Origin of the sequence: Butyrivibrio sp. AE3003 (genome assembly GCF_000686065.1) — a bacterium.
Lineage (GTDB): Bacteria > Bacillota > Clostridia > Lachnospirales > Lachnospiraceae > Butyrivibrio > Butyrivibrio hungatei_A.
The window spans coordinates 40,812-59,746 of record NZ_JMLX01000001.1 but is presented as its reverse complement, the minus strand read 5'-3'; the positions used below and the strand labels follow the sequence as shown (position 1 = coordinate 59,746).

The window sequence follows — 18,935 nt, the reverse complement described above, 5'->3', positions numbered from 1 at the left end:
TCCATAGTCGGGTGCTGCTCATGCTCCCACCTCAGGGTCATAGCCCTATAAAAAATGTCAACGCAGCTACTGGCTCTACTCTGTTGTATATACTTTTGCATTCCTGTTTCACAGCACCAATCATGGCGGACGCTTACCTGCTTACAGTACTAGTTGTTACTTAAGCGGCTATAAGCTCGCTATTACGATGGATATCTGACATCATCTTGAACCTGTCATAATCCATACCTTTTGTTAATACCGCATAGAATACACGGATCAACTTGCAGCTCACGGCAATCATTGCCTGTCTACGCTTTAGCGGATTCTTAACTCTGGTAACGTAGTAATCATAGATTCCTCTGAACTCTTTGTTACTGGCAAGTAATGGAATCATTACCTGATACAGTATTCTTCTGAGCTTTCGTCTTCCTCGCTTGCTGATCCTAGATCTTCCTTTATGCTTTCCTGAGCTGTTTTCTACAAGCTCAAGTCCTGCATATTTCTGTATCTGTTTAGGTGACTTAAAACGTCTGATATCACCTACCTCAGCAATGAATCCTGCTATTGTAATTACCCCTACTCCTTTAATGGCGAGTAACTTCTCCACGTGATCCACTTTTAGGACTGTTTGTACAATTGCCTTTTCAACAGCCTCTAACTGTGAAATCCAAAGCCTGTGCTCTTCAAGCAGCATGTATAATTCGCTTCTTGTTCCGGCTCCACCATCAAGTCCGACACTATTGTGCGCAGCTTCTACCAGGGTCTTTGCCCTATCTTCAGTTACACCACGGCCACGCATCTTTTTATCATGCCAGATCTTTCTGATCCCACTTACTCCAAGCGCTATTACATCTTTAGGCAAAGGTGCTTTTTCAAGCACCGCCAGACCACTTGTAGCATCAAACCTTGTGTAAATCCCTAAGTACTCAGGGAAGTGTATTGCAAGCCATCTCTGGATTCTGTTAGCAGATATGTTATGCTGCTTAACTATCCTGTCACGGCTGTATACCAAATCTCTTATCTCAGCATAAATGCCTTCTGGCATGTATGGAATTGAATACCTTCCATCTATTACCAGCTTTGCTATTGTCTTTGGATCCTTAGCATCTGTTTTCTTAGGGCTGTTATCATCCAGTTCTTTGATCTTCTTGACGGAGAAAGGGTTGACCATTACTAATGTCTTATCATGTTCACCTACATACTTCGCAAAAGCAAACCAGTAGTGACCCGTAGGCTCACAGCCTATCATAACTTTGGTCTTATTCTTTTCTGTCTTTATATTTTCAGCCCACTGATTAAATGTGTTGAATCCTTCAATGTCATTCCCGAATGAGAAAACCTTTCTTGTAAGCTCTCGGCCTCTGTTATCAAAAGCTCTGGCATAATGTGTCTGGCTTCCGATATCAATACCGATTACTAATGTTGAATCTGTTACTTGTTCGATTTTTTCATTCTGTGTATAATTCATGTGGAACCTCCGGTGTCTGATTGTTTTGTTACATCCGCCAAGATGCATCTCAATCTTACCTTGAGGTTCTTTTTTATTCAATTGGCGCTATTTATGAATTACAGGAATGCTCCCTAAGGCGACTGTCCTCTTTTACCGCTTTCTCCGCTTCTCTTTCCTCAAGTGTCTTGAGCGCTTTGCTGAGAGAATCAACAAGCTGTTCCCTGCTCACAGGTTTTAGAAGATAGTCGATACCTCCGGACATAAAGACGCCTTTTACCTTCTGGAAATCATCATATCCGCTTACAGCCAGTGTAATGATATCGGGATATTCCTCTTTTACCCTGTCAAGAAGCTCAAGGCCGCTCAAAAACGGCATATTGATATCCGTGATCAGAATATCCGGCTTCTCTTTCGGAATTCTCTCAAGCACTTCTTCCCCATCACATGCAGGCTCGAGGAATTCTATGGAATAGTCCTCCCACGGTAACATACATCTTATATTTTCACGGCTCCAAAGTTCATCATCTGCCGCCAATACCCTATACTTTGCCTTCACCCTAATTGCCTCCTCAATATATCTGCCGCGCCGCAGTCTCCTTGCGACGTCAATCAATATCTGTAACCATCTTTACCGTCGGCAATATGATAATTGCCCTGGTTCCCGTTTCCTGATCACTTTCGTAGTGAATACCGTAATTGTTCCCATATACATTTTTGATGCGGGCATTAACATTCATAATACCAATGGAGCGCCCCATCTCAATTCGCCCTATATCAGCCTTTTCAAGCTGTTCATTCATCGCATCCGCGTCCATTCCGGCGCCGTTATCTTCTATTGTAACAAACAATCTTCCGTCATTGTGCTTTGCCGTGATTATAAGCTCTTTGTCTTTTCTCCTTGTCATACGAAGCCCGTGCTGAAGCGCATTTTCCACTATAGGCTGAAGCGTTATTCTCGGAATACTGTCCTGAAGCGTGTCCGTATCAATGTGATAAGTGTATTTTACGGAGTTGCCGTTACGCACATCCATAACATACAGATAATTTCGAACATGCGCCATCTCCTGCTGCAATGTCGCCTGAGTGTCGGAAATATCAAGACTGTACCTGAAAATAGCTGAAAGAGACTGACACAGACCGCTCACAAGCATACAATCCTGCGAAGCGGCTATTCCGCTCATCGTATCAAGCGTATTATAGAGAAAGTGAGGATTTATCTGCGCCTGCAGAACTTTGTACTGCGTTCGTTCCATCAGTACTTTGGCCTCATATTCCTCCTCGACCATCTTCTGAATCCTGTCGAGCATTTCGTTGAACTCTTCCCCCATTACCTTGAGTTCATCGCTCCATCCGTCCGTCTTAACTCTAAGCTCTTTTTCTCCGTTCTTGATCCTTATCATCGTACTGCTGAGCGCTTCCACGGGTCTGTAGATAAATCCCGAAATAAGCGTTCCAAGAAAAAGCATCAGCAAAATGATTATTCCCGCTATAACCAAAAGAGTTCGAACCAACGCACTCTGAGTTTCAAGAAGCAGTGACTGCGGCGTCAGCATAACTATATGAAGGTTATACTTTCTCAAAGCAATGCTGTTCAGATAAAAAGATCCATATTCATTTTCAAATTCCGGAAATTTATTTGAAGCGGTTGCAATTGTCTGTGTCAAATCGGAAAAGATCCTGCTCTCTTCCTTTGTGATATTCCCAACCTGAGCAATAGAAATATCTCCTCTTGGCTGGAGCCACACGTACACATCTCTTGATGAAATATATTTGCTCATAAGGTCAGATATATTCTGTGCATTAAAATCACAAACTATATATCCGTATTGAGTTCTTTTATCATCATATGTATGGAGTTTAAGACAAAACCGCAAAATATCGCTATCTGCGACTTCGTTATGATATCCCGAGATCATGACCGCATAATCATCCGACTCAAGATATCTTTTTAGATGAGATTCATTGACATATTGCTCGCCAGCGTAAAGATCGTTTGGATACGCAATAGGCTGTTTTCTCCATGAACTGATCAGCTTATCCTCATTGTTGTAAATATACATGGCAAAAAGCTGATCTGCAGAATCGAAGCGCGCTTCAGAAAGGCGCCAAGCGCTCCAATAATAATTCAATATCTCGCCCTGCGCCGAACTGTCCCTTCTCATAGCGGCAATTAGTTCAGTTTCCGTATAGATGGTCTGCATCTTTACAATAAGTCCGTGAATATACGAATTAAGCTCGTTCTCAATACGCTGAAGCGTCTCATCGTTATTCAAAAGACTTTCTCTTCTGATCTGCTGTCTGGATGTCACTTCAAACGCGACCGTCTGCGCGATCACTGCAAAAAGTGTGCATCCTATGACCATGCTGAGAATTGCACGACGCATTGTCCATTTGATTTTTCTCATAACCCGCCCTTATTCCCCAATAAGGATAAAATCAACTGTATTTTGCTTCGTCCAGCGATTCCTGAGAAATAAGTGCCTTGTGAAGCATAACAATTTCGCCCTTCCTATGCTCTTTTACCTCATAAAGAGCATTATCTGCGGCATACATGTAATCCCATAGTTTGTTTGTTGACACGGGAATAGAGTTGCATATTCCCTGTGATATCGTAACCAGCTTACCGTACTCATGTGAAGGAGCCACCAGATTATGTTCTTTTATACCCATTCTGATATTTGAAGCATACCACATAACTTCTTCATCAGTCATATCTTCATAAACAATAACGAACTCATCCCCGCCGTATCTAAATGCGTGTATCCTGTCGTTACTGCTGCATTTTTCAGTTATTATCTCTGCTATTGTCTTAAGGCAGGTATCTCCGGCCTGATGTCCGAAAGTATCATTGTACTGTTTGAAATTATCAACATCGAGAATCTCAACAGCGAGAGACTTCTGATTTGCATATGCCGCATCAAAAGCTTTATCCGCATATTCATTGAGACCGTATCTGTTTCCGAGTCCCGTAAGCGAATCCGTCTCAGCTTTTTTCATAAGAGCTAAATTCTCACGCTCCATCTCACTGAGCTTAGCCCTGATCTCGGTAAAGAACTTGTAGTTTACGATACCTTCTTTTTCCTGAGCCATTGAATGAATATAGAATTCTTCATGTGCCTCATGCATCTTCTCTACATTATTCATCTGAGTATACAATTCGCATTTGATCTTGGCGTATTGCTTTTTCAGATATGCAATATTTATGTCATCTACCGATTCCTTGATGTTATCCACAATATCGGAAACTTTTTCAAGCTGGCCTATCTTCATATAGAAGCGGCACACTGCATAAATATCATCAATATTATCAATGGAAAATCTTTCCGAACAAAGCGTCTTATAAAGATTATCTGAATATTTCTCAAATTCTTCCATATTTCCAAGTGCATAATTTCCCCGCATTCTCACACCCTGAACAAGAATGTCCTGGAAATACTCACTTCGAACTCTCGGATCAGATTCAAGTCTGTTTATGGCAAGCAAACACTTCTTAATAGATTCAGGTTTATTCATGGCCAAATAAGCGTCGGCTTCGTAGCAATAGCAAAAAAGAATATTCAAATAATACAAGCTGTCTTCTTTATTTCTTCTGACATGTTTATAACCGGACTGAGTGTAAGAAAGCGCGGTCTTATATTCGCCTATTGATTGATAAATTACTCCAATATTACACTCAATAAAACCGACTGCAGAACTCTTCTCAAGTTCACTGCAATCTCTTATTCCCGTCATAAAGAAATCAAGCGCCAGCTCAATATTGCCGTGGTTAATGGCGTCAATACCAAGAAGATTGTAGCATCTTACGATATACTCCTTATCTCCGCATATCTGTAAATACTCGATCGCCTTCAAAAGATTCGCATTAAAATTAAGATACTCTGCGCTCACGCGATAATACGCATCAGCGAGATAATAATAGGAATATCCCAAAAGATTGACATCATCGATTTCTTTGGCTTTTTGAAGGAGTTTGTCACTTGCGTCAACATAACTATCTGCCATACTTGCTCTGGCAGTCATCACTTCACGATTTAAAGTTTGAACTTCGTTATCATAGTTTTGAATATTCATGTACCTGTAACCCATTTAAAAAAAGCAAAAATACGCTATTCTGATTATTTCTAATTTTATATCATACTTTTCAGTCTTGCAAGATGAATGAACGCACCTGACACAAGTGACAGGTAAAAAATGTGGTTTACATATATTACTTGACCTACTCGGTCATAAGATTACTTTTGCACTGTATTCCGCTTAATTTTACCACAGCACATAACCCCTGTTATTTCGGGGCTTCCCGTATATCAGTTTGTGAGTAATCCCCCATTTCCACAAAGTTATCCACATGACATTAACGTCATTCATATATGACTTTTGTATGATTTTTCGGTCATTATACCAAATTGTGTAGCATATAGAAACAATTCAGTATAATGTCAGGTTTACATAAATTTGTATTTTTGATTTATATGTAAACCTACTACTTCATTTTCCACCAATATAACGTCAATATCAGCTCTTTTTAATCATCAAACCCGCTCCAAAACTGTGATATTGCCTCTTTGACCGTAGTAGTCAAAACAGCCTTCATTTTTATCCACTCTCTCGGGAAAAGCGCTCTGTATCCGGCTTGCGTGAATCTGTCATCAAGAAGAGCCACTACTCCCTTGTCTTCTTCAGTTCTTATAACTCTTCCGGCAGCCTGAAGAACTTTGTTCATTCCGGGATATCTGTAGGCATAATCAAATCCGTCAACGCCCTTTTCCTCAAAGTAATTACGCAGTATCTCGCGCTCATTACAAACAAGCGGTATTCCCGTTCCGACAACTATTACTCCTATAAGGCTGTCATTCTTAAGGTCGATTCCTTCGCTGAATATTCCGCCCATAACACAAAATCCAAGAATATTCCTGTCTTCCTCAACCTCTATGTCCATGTGTATGTATTCATTAAGATCGACATTGTTTCCCTCTGAGAATCTGTCAAGGAATGACTCTCTGGCTTCCTCCGTCATATAGCTTTTTTGAACCAGAAGCTCAGTTGCTTCGCTATTGCAGAACTCTCTTTCATAAATGTCGTAAACCTCATCCAAAAAACTGTGTGAAGGGAAAAATATAAGGTAATTCCCGCCCCTTGCATCAACAATATTGTGGATATATGAAGCGATATTGTAGTACTGCTCGCTGCTTCGCTTTGAATACCTGCTGGTCACATCCCTTCCCACAAAAACTCCAAGTCTGTTTGGATCAAATACGGATTTTGCGTAGATCTCGAAATCCTCGTCCGTTCCTCCGAGCAGCTTCTTGTAATACTGTATGGGAAGAAGTGTCGCGGAAAAGAGAATCGACGAGCGTCCACGCCCCATACATTCAGCAAGGTTCAAGGAAGGATCGACACATGAAAGCCTCAGTATAAAGCTTCCGTCCTCCGCAAATTCGCTGTAAATCACATAATGATCGTCTACCTTGTCATATATTGTAAGAAATCTTGAAATATCAAAATAAAACAGCAAGAGCTCGTCTCTGCAAGGGCCTGTCGTGTGTTCCTCAAGATACTCCGACAATATTCCCGACAAGCGGTTTAAGGCATTTACAAACTTTTCTATGCTGTCTATAACAGTACAACCGTCGCAATTTCTTTTTAGCTCCAAAAGTTCCTTGTTGCACTTATCAAGATGTCCCGCGATTCTGGGATGAAACTCCTTTATCGTGCTCTTTAATTCCAAGAAGCTCTCTTTGCGAAGAGCCGCACTGTACATGTCCCTTCCCCTGTCCAGAAGATTGTGCGTCTCATCGACCAAGAATACGTAATCAGATTTAACTCCGTCAGCAAAAAATCTGCGAAGATACACGAAAGGGTCGAAAACATAGTTATAGTCGCAGATAACGCCGTCAGCCCAAAGGCTCATGTCCAGCGACATCTCAAACGGGCATACTTTGTGTTTCTCCGCATGCTTTACTATCTTTTCCCTGTCAAAAGAGTCCTCGTTCGTCAAAAGGTCGTATATCGCATCGTTTATCCTGTCATAATGGCCGTTTGCATACGGACAGGCCTCGGGATTGCATTCTCTTTTATCTTCTTCCAAGAAGCATATCTTATCTCTCGCCGTTATAGTCACGGTCTTAAACTTAAGATTCTGTGACTCTCTCAGTGTATTGTAAGCGTCTTCCGCAACGGTCCTTGTTATCGTCTTGGCTGTCAGATAGAAGATCTTGGACGTTTTCCCCTCTCCCATTGCCTTAACAGTGGGAAAAACAGTCGTGATCGTCTTGCCCGTTCCCGTAGGTGCCTCAAGAAAAAGCTTTTTTCCATGGACAATAGTCCTGTAAACGCCGGCGGCAAGCTCTTTTTGACCATCTCTGTACGAAAAAGGAAACTGCACAGCCTTTATAGACTTTGTTCTTATCTCGTTCCACTCAAACTCAAAGTCTGACCACTTCAAATATTTTTTTATAAGATTTTCAAACCATGCTGTTATTTCTTCAGATGAGTACTTGAAGTCAAAATACTTCATTTCTTCAGTATCCATGTTACAATAACTCATTCTGACTTTGATTCCGGGACAGTTCTTTTGCCCCAAATAGATCGCGGCGTAACACTTCGCCTGCGCAAGATGGACTTCAACCGGCTCTTTCATCTTGTTAAGGTCTCTGTACGTTCCCTTAATCTCATCAACGAGAGGGAGCTCTTTTCCGGCCTCAAAAAGAGATTCCTGAGCATCGTATGAAGTTTCATTAAAGAATTTATCCAAAATACCGTCGGCACGGCCTTCTATAACAAGGTCGTATCTGCCCGTGTTATACGTGTACTTGAGCGGCACTTCGGCATGATAATCAGGTCCCATGCTCTTTTGTATCATGCGATGTATTCTGCTGCCTTCCTGCATCGCGTCGGCGGAAACCTGATGTATTCTGTTGTCTATGCTTCCGCTTCGCAGTACAAACTCAACAAGCCTGCGGACTGAAATTTCTATCGAATAGTTTTCCATAATAGTAAAAACTCCCCATGGCATATTTTATACCATGGAGAGCTTTACTACCACAATGAACAATTATTTTCTTATTTGAAAGGTATTACTCAACCTCTCATGATAAGTATACTGAATCGTTCAAAATTAATCAAATGATGAACGTTTCATTCAATTAGCTGGCAATTGCCAATTTCTGTAAAAAATTCTCAAAATCGCTGTTGTATCCGCGATACTCTACTGTAAGAGTCTGTGAAAGATCAAGTCCAAATACTCCGAGGATCGACTTAGCATCCACAACATATCTGTTATAATATATATCTACATCGAAGTCACACTTAGTTGCGGCATTGACGAAGTCCTGTACCTGATTAGGGCTCAACATAATGTTTCTCTTAATACATCCTAACATCAAATGTTACTTCCTTTCTGTACCACTTGCACTACTTAAATTTAACCTATAAAAATATACATGCTCTGAAAGGAAATGTAAATGGAAATTTGTTAAAATACTGTGAAAAAATTGCGGAGAATTTATGTCTTTATTATTACCCGGATTTCTTTTCCCAATGTAAAATATTGAACAAATGCCCGAAAACATTGACAAATCGCAATACTGATAGTTTAATTGATATAAAATCATAACTTGAATATAAGACTACATTTTTTCAATGTGGCTTGCCATTAAGGAGGAAAAAAGCAATGAATCTTTTTCTTGAAGAAATCTCATCTGATGAGGGCGTGGTATACAATTTAACTCCCATGGGATATGTAGGTCTGGTATTTATGATACTTGCTGCACTTGCAATAATGAGCTTCTTCGTAAATAAGGACGGCAAGGGAAAACTCAGCATCAAGCAGATCACGGTATCCGGACTTTGCCTTGCTCTTGCATTCGTTCTTTCTCACTTCAAATTTGCAAAGCTCCCGATGGGCGGCTCAATAACACTTTTCAGCATGTTTTTCGTCACATATATCGGATATATTTACGGTCCCAGAGTCAGCATAGCTTCAGGTATTGCTTACGGGCTTTTGCAGCTCATTGAAGACCCTTATATAGTAAGTATTCCACAGCTTTTTTGTGACTATATCCTCGCCTTCGGCGCACTTGGCCTTGGCGGATTATTCTATGAAAAGAAATACGGCATGATAAAAGGTTATATCACCGGAGTTCTCGGTCGTTACTTCTTTGCAGTATTATCAGGCGTAATATTCTTTGCTTACTACGCACCCGAAGGAACATCACCGATTGTTTACAGCATCACTTACAACGCAACATACATCGTACCTGAATGTATCATTACTGTAATTATCCTGTGTATTCCCGTTGTTAAGAGCACTCTCAAGCGTATCAAGATGGAAGCAAACGAAAAAGATATCAGAAAGGCCGTCCAGCTTGGTTAATCGAAGCTACATCAAGAAATAAAAGAACATTTTCCAACAGATAAAAGAAGATCATCGAACCATTTCCGTCTGATGATCTTCTTTATTATGCTCTATGTAATAATATTCCGATTCATTTAATCAACTCACTATAAACTCACTATACTGTGAAATATCAGCCCTTTGAAGCATCGCTTTAATGCGAATTCCGGAGGTTTCATATTTCGTCTCTTTCACAACACCTCTGTTTTCAAGGATATTCACTATGCTTCCCTCTGTATACGGAAGAAGAAGCTCGCATTCCTTCTCACCTTCGCTTAACTTTCTCTCTATTGCTGCGATAAGTTCATCAAGAGAAACGTCATCTTTTGCACAGATATAGATTCTGTCGCCCGAAGCCTTCGGAATCTCCATAATAAGGCGTCCGTTCTCCTCCTGTTCTCTCTGAACAAGATCGGACTTATTAAATACATATATTATAGGAATATCTCCTGCGCCAATCTCAGCAAGAGTTTTCTCTGTTATTTCCATATGGAATCTGTATTCGGGATCCGAAAAATCAATCACTTCCAACAAAACGTCTGCGTACTTTGCTTCTTCGAGCGTTGACCGAAATGCTTTGACAAGTGCGTGCGGAAGTTCGCTTATAAAACCTACCGTATCGGAAAGCAAAAATGGTCTTCTTCCTGTAGGAGTTATCTTTCTGACAGTTGTGTCAAGTGTCGCAAACAGCATATCTTTTTCAAGGACAGTTTTGTCATCTGCGCTCTCCGCGCCATACAAGCGAAGCAAGTTATTCATAACCGTTGATTTACCTGCATTTGTATAACCGACAAGCGCGACACGTGCAATATTTGATCTAAGTCTTCTGTTCCTCTGAGTCGTTCTTTCTTTTTCAAGATTTTTGAGTTCGTTTGAGAGTTCACTTATTCTGTGTTCTATACGTCTTCTGTCAAGCTCAAGTTGCTTCTCGCCGGATCCCTTATTTGAAAGTCTTCCGCTTCCGCCGCCCTGTCTTGAAAGAGTCTTCCCCATTCCGACAAGCCTTGGGAGCATGTACTGAAGCTGCGCCGACTCAACCTGGAGCCTTGCTTCCCTTGTTCCCGCTCTCTTTGCAAAGATCTGCAAGATAAGTCCCGTCCTGTCGATAACTTCCGTATCAAGTATCTTCTCAAGATTCCTTACCTGCATGGGTGAAAGCGAATCGTTGAAGATAATAATGCTTGCATCCAGCACATCAAGCGCTGCCGCAATCTCCTGCACCTTGCCGCTTCCTATATATGTACCTTTATCCGGAGCATTGAGCGCCTGAGTCACCGTCGATGCAACCTCAATGTCTATAGCCTTCGTCAGCTCTTTCAGCTCATCCATCGAGCGCTCAAACTCATCATCGCTCCTGCCCGTGTTGAGTCCCACCAGGATGGCTCTTACGGTATCTATTTTTTGGGTGTTTTCATATAATTCGTTTTTCATGTTTTATTGTTCCTTGCTGTTGCGCCTTTTTGTTGTTTCTGACTTTTTGCACCGTATGATTTTATTGTAGCTATCCTGTACGGTACGATTTTTGGCTTTTGCACCGTAGGGTTTCATTCCAGCTATTATGTACGGTGCGATTTTTGCTTTTCACACCGTACAGCTTCTTTTCAGCTATTCCGTGCGGTGGCATTCTTGTTTTTCACACCGTACAGCTTCTTTTCAGCTATTCCGTGCGGTGGCATTCTTGTTTTTCACACCGTACAGCTATCTTCCGGTAATTCTGTACTGTGCTCCTGCATAACACTCTCTGCAAATTCATAATTTCGCTTCTACAAACTCACCATTTGAAAAACCTAAAGTTTTTCCGGCAACCACAAAGCCCTTATTCTTCATTACTTTCAAAAGAGTAATCATAAAAAAACCGTGTGTAACCACTGCGCAGTCTTCATTTTTTGCAATAAGGCCATCTACAAACTTCTCTGCTCTGATTATAGTATCTTTTTGGCTTTCTTTCTGCCTTTTACTGTTAAACAGCCATTGCAAACGGCATGAAATACTCCAAAATGCAAAAGGCATCTTTAATTTCGTGCTTATACTCGCGGATATAGGAACTTCGTCTATAAGATCTGTAGCGATATACTCCCGCTCTCCAAACACAGCTTTTGCCGTTTCCAGTGTTCTTGGTAAAGAACTGACATAATATGTCTTATAATCCCTTTGCGGAACATCATATTTTGCAGAAATTATAGGAGCATGATTGTACGCCTCAAAATCATGATTAACTTCTTCCGAATTGCTCCATTTTCTTATATTATAATCAACTGTCCCATGCCTGATTATCAAAATATTCAAAGCCTTTTTCCTCGTAACTTATCTGCAACAATGACTAGTTCTGTTGCCATATGATACCGCATGCTTCGCTATATGCCTTATATTCTTCATTATAGTCACATCAACAATCTACACAAAGCTCTCAAACTTCCCTGACGAGCAAAATCTCAATCTCTTCAGTTCCTTCAACAAACTGCTTCTTACCGCTTTCAATAAAGCCGTAAGCTTTGTAGAAATCTATGGCATCCATATTCTTCTCAAGTACCCAAAGCCTGTCTACGCTAAATTCTTTAATCGCAAATTTTAACAAAGCAGAACCAACGCCCTGTCCCCAGAAGAAATAATCCACATAGAGTTCGACAACCTCACTGCCCTCAACGTGGATGAGGCCTTTAACTATTCCGTCGTCGTAAACCCAAATATTATCTAATATTCTTGCCGGTTGGCTGTCAGAATCATTGCTTTCACAGCACTCCATGTACTGCTTAGCCACATCCAGTACTTGCAGTTCACCAAAAGAAAACTCATCATTGTGAAAGATTGTTCTATACTTCATTCTTTTCACAAATACGAGTATCTCCGCTATTCTTGATATATCTTGTTCATTTGCTCTTCTTATCATAAAAATCGCTCAAATCCCCTTGCAGAACTCAACTATCTCCTGCTTCCTCGGCTCGACGTCTTCCTTATATTCTATAGAACACAAACCTATACTTCCGCAGGATTCAATCTCGAGATGTCCGTAGAAGTGCTCGATGCTTTGGATAATTCTCTCGCACTCGTGCATTCCGGGGCCTGTTCTGAGCGCGATGCTGTAGCCCTTTTTACCTGATGAGATCTTGGCATGTGGCTCGTGGGTATTGCACCAAGGCGTGCATCTGTCGATGAAAGCCTTGTACTCTCCCGGAATGTCAGCCCAATAGGACGGCGAAACGGAAACAATAACATCTGCGCTGTCAAACTCTTGCATTATCTTATTCACATCATCGTCCATAACGCACTTTGCCGTAGTATGACAGGTTCTGCATCCTTTGCAAAAAGAAAAAGAGTAATCATCTATACATATCTCTTTTACTTCATATCTATCGGCCAGCTCCGCAGATACTATCCCTGCAATCGTGGCCGTAGCCCCTGTTTTCACAGGACTGCAATTTATTATAAGCGCCTTCATTCAAGCCTCCCATCACTACGTCTTTAAAATTGAATATCATATTCTTTATTCTAAATAAAAGTATCTTGCCCCTTATAAAATACTTCTATAGACTTTTCACGTATATATAAGCTTCCTCAGCGCCGGGCCGGAATTCTCGCACGGAAGAGCAGTGAAGCCCATCTTTTCATAGAAGCCCTCTTTTCCCTTGGCGGCAATCAACTGAATACTGAGCCTTGCGCCCTTGGGAGCGGACTTTTCAATAAGTGAAACAAGCTTATTTATTATACCGGCCCCAATATTCCGACCTTGATATTCAGGTCTTACAGTCACATCAACTATGGTCATGTACATGCCATCTCCTACGACGCTTCCCATACCGACTGCCTTTTCGCCATCTTTGGCAAGGACAAAATAGTCTCTTTTTGCCAAAGCTTTTTCTGACTGCTCCTTACAGAAGTTCTCCCAGCCGACCGAGGCCCTGAGCTCATAGTATGTTTCAATGTCCGGTTTTTCTTCGTAGAATCTGATTTCCATAGCCGCCCTCTTTTCTTAGTACAGTGTCTTGCAGACTTTTGATCAATTAATTGTCAACGCAACGCTTTCAATCAACATTTCTAACTATTATAAGTAATGAATACCATACACTCAATAAACTTTTTTCAATTTACCTGCATGCAGTGTTAATATTATACTTATGATATTGATTAAAAACGGAGGCAATTCTTATGGGTGTTTTTTCTAAGATACATAGATTCAGAGAAGCGGGACAACAGGCAAACGTCAACAACCTTGAGCGCTTTGGCACTCCCGCAGTTTCTTTATTTACTACTTCAAAGATTTTCACGCTGCACAAGCTTATTGATATCACAGACGGCTATGAAAACGTCATTTATCACGCTTCGACCAAATTTCCTTCACTTCATGACAAAACGGATATAACCGATGCTTACGGCAATCCGGTCGCACATGTGGAAAGAAAGCTCTTTTCACTTCACGAGAGACACTATGTCTATATGGCAAACGGCGCATCTTTCGAGATTTCAAATGAGCTCATGCACATAATCAAGGACGTTACCAACATTGTCGGACTCGGTTGGCAGCTTAAGGGCAACATTCTGGGCTTAAACTTCGAATTATATGATGAAAACGGTGAGATAATCGCTGTCATTTCCCAGAAGATGTTCTCAATTCACGACAAATACTGCATAGATATATACAAGACAGAACATGAAAAGATAGTCATCGCGATCCTTGTAACTCTTCAGCACATGATAAAAGACAGAGAAGCTGCATCTTCAGGTTCATCTTCATCAGACTGATGTAAAGGTGCATAAATAATCATTTTTTTCTTGCAATATGAGGGAAAAAGCGATTTAATTAACTGTGAGACATTTTTTCATGGGAATGCTTTTCCTGTGAAAAAGGAAACTATATAAGAAAGTGGAAAAGATTATGGAAAACCTTAAAATTCCCAAGAACTACAAATCTGCTCTTGATCTCCACGATACACAGGTAGGTATCAAGACTGTCAAAGATTTCTTTCAGGGCATGCTCTCAAACAGACTCAATCTTCAGAGAGTAACGGCACCTCTTTTTGTAACACCCGAATCAGGACTAAATGATAACCTCAATGGTGTTGAGCGTCCTGTTTCTTTTGATATCCTCAACGAAAATGAACGTCCTGCCGAGATCGTGCACTCTCTTGCTAAATGGAAGAGATATGCGCTTAAGAAGTATGGCTTCAATGTCGGCGAGGGACTTTATACCGATATGAACGCTGTTCGCCGTGACGAAGTTCCGGATAATATCCATTCTATCTTCGTTGACCAGTGGGACTGGGAAAAGGTTATAAATAAAGAAGACCGTAATATTGATTTCCTTAAAGAGACTGTAAAAGACGTATATAAAGTACTCAGAAAGACTGAGAAATTCATGTCTATCCAGTACGATTATATTGAAGAAATCCTTCCTGAGGATATTTTCTTTATCACAACTCAGGAACTTGAGGACATGTTCCCCGAGTACTCTCCCAAGGAGCGTGAGTACTACATTGCAAAGGCTAAGGGCGCTGTATGCATCATGCAGATCGGTGACCTCCTTGCATCAGGTGAGAAACACGACGGCAGAGCTCCCGACTACGACGACTGGGCACTCAATGCCGATATTATCGTGTACTTCCCTGTTCTTGACATTGCTCTTGAATTATCAAGTATGGGTATCCGTGTAGACGAGAACTCACTTAAGGCTCAGCTTGAGAAAGCAGGTTGCACAGAAAGAGCCGAGCTTCCTTTCCAGAAAGCAATTCTTAATAAGGAACTTCCTTACACTATCGGCGGAGGAATCGGTCAGTCAAGAATCTGCATGTTCTTCTTAAGAAAGGCCCATATCGGAGAGGTTCAGTGTTCAATCTGGCCCGATGAGATGGCTGAAGAAGCAAAAAATAACGGAATACAGCTTTTATAATAACAATAAAACATTAAAGGTTGCGAATCTATTTTCGCAGCCTTTTTCATGTTATTAAGACAGGGAGAAATATTGACTTGTTTTCATCAACTAAAGATAAAATATCAAAACCAAAAAAATTATCGCCGGCACATACAATTCCGGTGAGTTTTTCTTATAACAATCCTTGTAGGAGCGCTGCTTCTTATGCTACCGTTTTCATCGGCAAGCGGAAAACCCACGGATTTTCTGACCGCGCTGTTTACCGCAACAACGTCGGTCTGCGTTACGGGACTTGTGGTCGTTGACACTTACGCACACTGGAGTTTTTTTTGGCCAGCTGATCATCTTGATACTTGTTCAGATTGGCGGCCTTGGAATGATAGCTATCGCCGCTACTTTGATGCTTATAACGCACAAAAAGTTTTCGCTCGGTGACAGAATGCTTCTTCAGGACTCTTTTAATCTAAGTTCGGGAACAAAATTGCTCAGATTCCTTACCAGGGTAATAAAAGGAACTTTCATAACGGAAGGCCTCGGCGTGATTTTCTATTCATTTGTATTCATCCCGCAATTTGGCTTTATTAAAGGCCTGTGGATCTCGATTTTCAACTCTGTATCGGCATTTTGTAACGCAGGAATGGACGTTATCGGGCAGGGCAGCCTTGCCAATTACAGAGAAAATCCGATTGTTATGGCAACTACCATGATTCTTATAATCATGGGCGGTCTTGGCTTTGTCGTTTGGTTTGACGTTCTTCATTCGATAAAAGAAGGTGTGAAAAAGAGATTCTCTCCCATCATTATGGTAAAAAGATTCTCCGAGCACTGTAAGCTCGTTCTCAGTTTTACGCTTATACTTATAACGAGCGGCACGCTTATTTTTCTTTTGACCGAGTATAACAATCCCGGAACCATAGGAAACATGGGCTTTGGGCAGAAACTGGTAAACAGCCTGTTCCAGTCGATCACACTTAGAACTGCCGGATTCACCACTATTCCACAGGAAAACCTGACGGTTGCGTCCTGCCTTGTATCATATTTATTCATGTTCATAGGCGGTTCGCCGATCGGAACTGCGGGCGGTGTCAAGACGGTCACAATTTTCCTGCTCTTTATGAATGTGCGCTCTTATGTAAAAAACGCGAATCAGAACGTCATCTTCAACAAGCGTGTTTCTGTGGATTCGATGAGAAAGGCGGCCGCAGTTGTTTATGTCAGCGTTTTTGCAACTCTCACACTCGCGGTACTTCTTTCGGTATTTAATCCCGTTCCGATGGAGGATGCATTGTTTGAAGTTATAAGTGCATGCGGAACCGTCGGTTTATCGAGAAATCTTACGGCAGCGCTTAATCCTATAGGACGGATCATAATAATAGTTGCAATGTTCCTCGGAAGAACAGGTCCCATCTCGATGGTGGCGTTCTTTTCCGGAAATGAATCAAATAAAAACAACATCAACTACTCCGAGGGAGTATTTTACGTCGGATAAACGGAGGTATAGAAGTGAAAAAATCAGTAGCAGTCTTAGGACTTGGAAAATATGGACGCAGCGTGGCAAAGAACCTGTATGCAATCGGTGAAGACGTGCTCGTTGCAGACAAAGACGAAAGACGTATAAGAGACATCTCATCCAAGGTAACTTCCGCAGTATGCGCGGACCTTGAAAATGAGGACGAAGTTATGGCGCTCGGGCTCCAGAACATGGACATCGTTATAACCGCAATGGGCGGCAATATAGCAGCAAGCATCATGGCGGTATCTATTGCAAAAGAAAAGGGCGTTCCGCTTGTAATCGCAAAGTCCTCTTCTTCCCGCATGGCCACTATTCTTCAGAGAGTCGGTGCAGACAAGATTGTCGATCCCGAGAAAGAAGGTGGTGTGCGCTCAGCCAGGATTCTCGCTTCACAGTCAATCCACGATTACTTCGAGCTTGACGATAACCTCTGCATGGTTGAATTGCAGCCAAGAAACGCATGGCTTGGAAAGAGTCTTATCGAGCTCGATCTTCGTAAAAAACACAACATGAACGTCGCAGCTATCAAAGAAAAAGGCGGCAACTGGAGATATATCAATCCTTCTCACAAGCTCACCGAGAATAATCTTCTCATGGTCATCCTCGAAAAGAAGGATATCGAAAAGTGGAAGTAAAAAGCGGGCTGCAGTCTTTTTGCTGTATCATCTCAAAACATTATATTGGCCGTGGGATTGGATAAACATATGCTGCGCTTCATAAACTCACATATGCACCAAGAATTTTCCATCTGTCCATGCAGATGATTTTTATAGCCTCGTCTGTTTTTCAAAAGGTCAAAAATCACTTTCCTGCATGCGGAGAAAGATGTCTGAAGCAGGACGCTTCTATACAGTTAAACGGTCATGGTCATTGTCCGCAACGCGGACTATTATAACAAATATAAAGCACAAAATTCCGAACTCATAGAGCTCGGAATTTGTGCTTTTATTTGTTTTAGGCGCTACGCGCCGTATGACCATGACCTATATAGGTTTTATTTGCGTCCTGCAAGTTCTTTTCGAAGCATGCAATAAGGAAAGTGATTTGACCTTCAGAAAAACAAGAGGATATAACGAATCTGCATGAACAGATGGTAATTCTTAGGTGCATCTGCTCAGACAACTTCGCGCAGCATATATCCACCCCCCGGCCAATATAATTTCGATGAAATGCAGCAAAAAGACTGCAGCCCTGCCGCTCACTTCTCACTTTTCGATGTGATACTCTCAGTTCTCCTGTGCGGCTTTTTCTTTTCTCATCTTTATGATGGTTACTATGTTGGCGATGATGGTCGCAGCATCGGAAGCTGCGCCGGTATAGGAACCAAGTATGAAATGATAGATGAGCCATGGGATGAAGGTAAGCATTACCAGCATCTTGAATTTGAGAGGATCTTTCACGTCCATAAACAGAATATATACTATGCATACCGCTGCAGGGATTATTCCAAGTAAGCCCTGATTGTTAAGCAGGATTGTCATAACAACAGATGCCGCTATGAAGAATATCTTCCACAGAAGGTTGAGTTTTTCTTTATAGCAGATGAAGTTTCTTACGCATGAAAGTACGTTGTTTACGGCACCGGTTATGCCTCCCAAAAGCAGCATAGCCACTCCCTGCATCAGAAGCTGGACTATCTGTAATATCAGTATTTTGGACTTCTTTTTTACCGCGCCTGTCCCAATCTGTATCATTGCGGCAAAAAAATCTATTATGTTCGCAATAAGTTGCATAT

General features: G+C 41.4%; 17 protein-coding genes. 5 read left to right on the top strand and 12 right to left on the bottom strand.

All coding sequences use genetic code 11. From position 1 onward, the window contains the following. Positions 1-160 precede the first annotated feature (160 nt). The 6 genes from CD00_RS0100240 to CD00_RS0100215 form a co-directional block, all read right to left on the bottom strand. Positions 161-1,450, bottom strand: a complete 1,290-nt coding sequence (locus tag CD00_RS0100240) for an IS110 family transposase (RefSeq protein ID WP_026654089.1) — start codon at positions 1,448-1,450, stop codon at positions 161-163. Positions 1,451-1,541: 91 nt separating this feature from the next. Then, positions 1,542-1,988, bottom strand: coding sequence for a response regulator (locus CD00_RS0100235; RefSeq protein WP_026654088.1), 447 nt, complete (start codon positions 1,986-1,988; stop codon positions 1,542-1,544). Positions 1,989-2,037: 49 nt separating this feature from the next. Then, complete coding sequence (locus CD00_RS0100230; protein ID WP_026654086.1) at positions 2,038-3,837, bottom strand: cache domain-containing sensor histidine kinase; 1,800 nt, start codon at positions 3,835-3,837, stop codon at positions 2,038-2,040. A 31-nt stretch (positions 3,838-3,868) separates the two neighbouring features. Beyond that, entirely contained in the window at positions 3,869-5,434 is a 1,566-nt protein-coding gene (locus CD00_RS0100225; RefSeq protein ID WP_026654085.1) for a GGDEF domain-containing protein, read from the bottom strand. A 520-nt stretch (positions 5,435-5,954) separates the two neighbouring features. Beyond that, positions 5,955-8,420, bottom strand: a complete 2,466-nt coding sequence (locus CD00_RS0100220) for an ATP-dependent DNA helicase (RefSeq protein ID WP_026654084.1) — start codon at positions 8,418-8,420, stop codon at positions 5,955-5,957. Between the two features lie 154 nt (positions 8,421-8,574). Further along, positions 8,575-8,784, bottom strand: coding sequence for an HPr family phosphocarrier protein (locus CD00_RS0100215; protein ID WP_242827252.1), 210 nt, complete (start codon positions 8,782-8,784; stop codon positions 8,575-8,577). A 317-nt stretch (positions 8,785-9,101) separates the two neighbouring features. On the opposite strand from CD00_RS0100215, the gene thiT reads away from it, so the two are divergent. Then, positions 9,102-9,803: an energy-coupled thiamine transporter ThiT gene (gene thiT, locus CD00_RS0100210; RefSeq protein WP_026654082.1), complete on the top strand. Its 702-nt coding sequence runs from the start codon at positions 9,102-9,104 to the stop codon at positions 9,801-9,803. A 120-nt stretch (positions 9,804-9,923) separates the two neighbouring features. Here thiT and hflX read toward each other — a convergent pair whose 3' ends face one another. The 5 genes from hflX to CD00_RS0100185 form a co-directional block, all read right to left on the bottom strand. Beyond that, entirely contained in the window at positions 9,924-11,255 is a 1,332-nt protein-coding gene (gene hflX / locus CD00_RS0100205) for a GTPase HflX (RefSeq protein ID WP_034461879.1), read from the bottom strand. A gap of 318 nt (positions 11,256-11,573) precedes the next feature. Beyond that, positions 11,574-12,110 carry a phosphoglycerate mutase family protein gene (locus tag CD00_RS16600; RefSeq protein ID WP_051594021.1) on the bottom strand — a complete coding sequence of 179 codons (537 nt, stop codon included), beginning with the start codon at positions 12,108-12,110 and terminating at the stop codon, positions 11,574-11,576. Positions 12,111-12,231: 121 nt separating this feature from the next. Continuing rightward, positions 12,232-12,711: a GNAT family N-acetyltransferase gene (locus CD00_RS0100195; RefSeq protein WP_026654080.1), complete on the bottom strand. Its 480-nt coding sequence runs from the start codon at positions 12,709-12,711 to the stop codon at positions 12,232-12,234. A 9-nt stretch (positions 12,712-12,720) separates the two neighbouring features. Further along, a complete protein-coding gene (locus CD00_RS0100190; protein ID WP_026654078.1) occupies positions 12,721-13,260 on the bottom strand; it encodes a flavodoxin family protein in 540 nt (179 codons plus the stop codon). A 96-nt stretch (positions 13,261-13,356) separates the two neighbouring features. Next, complete coding sequence (locus tag CD00_RS0100185; RefSeq protein ID WP_034461877.1) at positions 13,357-13,776, bottom strand: GNAT family N-acetyltransferase; 420 nt, start codon at positions 13,774-13,776, stop codon at positions 13,357-13,359. Positions 13,777-13,967: 191 nt separating this feature from the next. Here CD00_RS0100185 and CD00_RS0100180 point away from each other — a divergent pair, with 191 nt between their 5' ends. The 4 genes from CD00_RS0100180 to CD00_RS0100165 all read left to right on the top strand — a co-directional run bounded on the left by CD00_RS0100180 (position 13,968) and on the right by CD00_RS0100165 (position 17,835). Next, positions 13,968-14,561, top strand: coding sequence for an LURP-one-related/scramblase family protein (locus CD00_RS0100180; protein WP_026654076.1), 594 nt, complete (start codon positions 13,968-13,970; stop codon positions 14,559-14,561). Positions 14,562-14,694: 133 nt separating this feature from the next. Beyond that, entirely contained in the window at positions 14,695-15,705 is a 1,011-nt protein-coding gene (gene asnA, locus CD00_RS0100175; protein WP_026654075.1) for an aspartate--ammonia ligase, read from the top strand. Positions 15,706-16,033: 328 nt separating this feature from the next. Continuing rightward, a complete protein-coding gene (locus CD00_RS16595; protein ID WP_242838892.1) occupies positions 16,034-17,176 on the top strand; it encodes a potassium transporter TrkG in 1,143 nt (380 codons plus the stop codon). Positions 17,177-17,190: 14 nt separating this feature from the next. Then, complete coding sequence (locus CD00_RS0100165; RefSeq protein WP_026654074.1) at positions 17,191-17,835, top strand: potassium channel family protein; 645 nt, start codon at positions 17,191-17,193, stop codon at positions 17,833-17,835. Positions 17,836-18,426: 591 nt separating this feature from the next. On the opposite strand, the gene CD00_RS0100160 is transcribed toward CD00_RS0100165, so the two are convergent. Then, positions 18,427-18,933 (bottom strand): YgjV family protein, encoded by a 507-nt coding sequence (locus CD00_RS0100160; protein WP_026654073.1) that lies wholly within the window; start codon positions 18,931-18,933, stop codon positions 18,427-18,429. Positions 18,934-18,935 lie beyond the last annotated feature (2 nt).

Excerpts from the sequence above, each read along its gene's own strand:
- CD00_RS0100190 (WP_026654078.1), bottom strand. The coding sequence starts at position 13,260 with ATGAAGGCGCTTATAATAAATTGCAGTCCTGTGAAAACAGGGGCTACG.
- CD00_RS0100240 (WP_026654089.1), bottom strand. The coding sequence starts at position 1,450 with ATGAATTATACACAGAATGAAAAAATCGAACAAGTAACAGATTCAACA.
- CD00_RS0100185 (WP_034461877.1), bottom strand. The coding sequence starts at position 13,776 with ATGGAAATCAGATTCTACGAAGAAAAACCGGACATTGAAACATACTAT.
- thiT (WP_026654082.1), top strand. The coding sequence starts at position 9,102 with ATGAATCTTTTTCTTGAAGAAATCTCATCTGATGAGGGCGTGGTATAC.
- CD00_RS0100180 (WP_026654076.1), top strand. The coding sequence starts at position 13,968 with ATGGGTGTTTTTTCTAAGATACATAGATTCAGAGAAGCGGGACAACAG.
- hflX (WP_034461879.1), bottom strand. The coding sequence starts at position 11,255 with ATGAAAAACGAATTATATGAAAACACCCAAAAAATAGATACCGTAAGA.
- CD00_RS0100215 (WP_242827252.1), bottom strand. The coding sequence starts at position 8,784 with ATGTTGAGCCCTAATCAGGTACAGGACTTCGTCAATGCCGCAACTAAG.
- CD00_RS0100220 (WP_026654084.1), bottom strand. The coding sequence starts at position 8,420 with ATGGAAAACTATTCGATAGAAATTTCAGTCCGCAGGCTTGTTGAGTTT.
- CD00_RS0100230 (WP_026654086.1), bottom strand. The coding sequence starts at position 3,837 with ATGAGAAAAATCAAATGGACAATGCGTCGTGCAATTCTCAGCATGGTC.
- asnA (WP_026654075.1), top strand. The coding sequence starts at position 14,695 with ATGGAAAACCTTAAAATTCCCAAGAACTACAAATCTGCTCTTGATCTC.
- CD00_RS0100195 (WP_026654080.1), bottom strand. The coding sequence starts at position 12,711 with ATGATAAGAAGAGCAAATGAACAAGATATATCAAGAATAGCGGAGATA.
- CD00_RS0100225 (WP_026654085.1), bottom strand. The coding sequence starts at position 5,434 with ATGGCAGATAGTTATGTTGACGCAAGTGACAAACTCCTTCAAAAAGCC.
- CD00_RS0100160 (WP_026654073.1), bottom strand. The coding sequence starts at position 18,933 with ATGCAACTTATTGCGAACATAATAGATTTTTTTGCCGCAATGATACAG.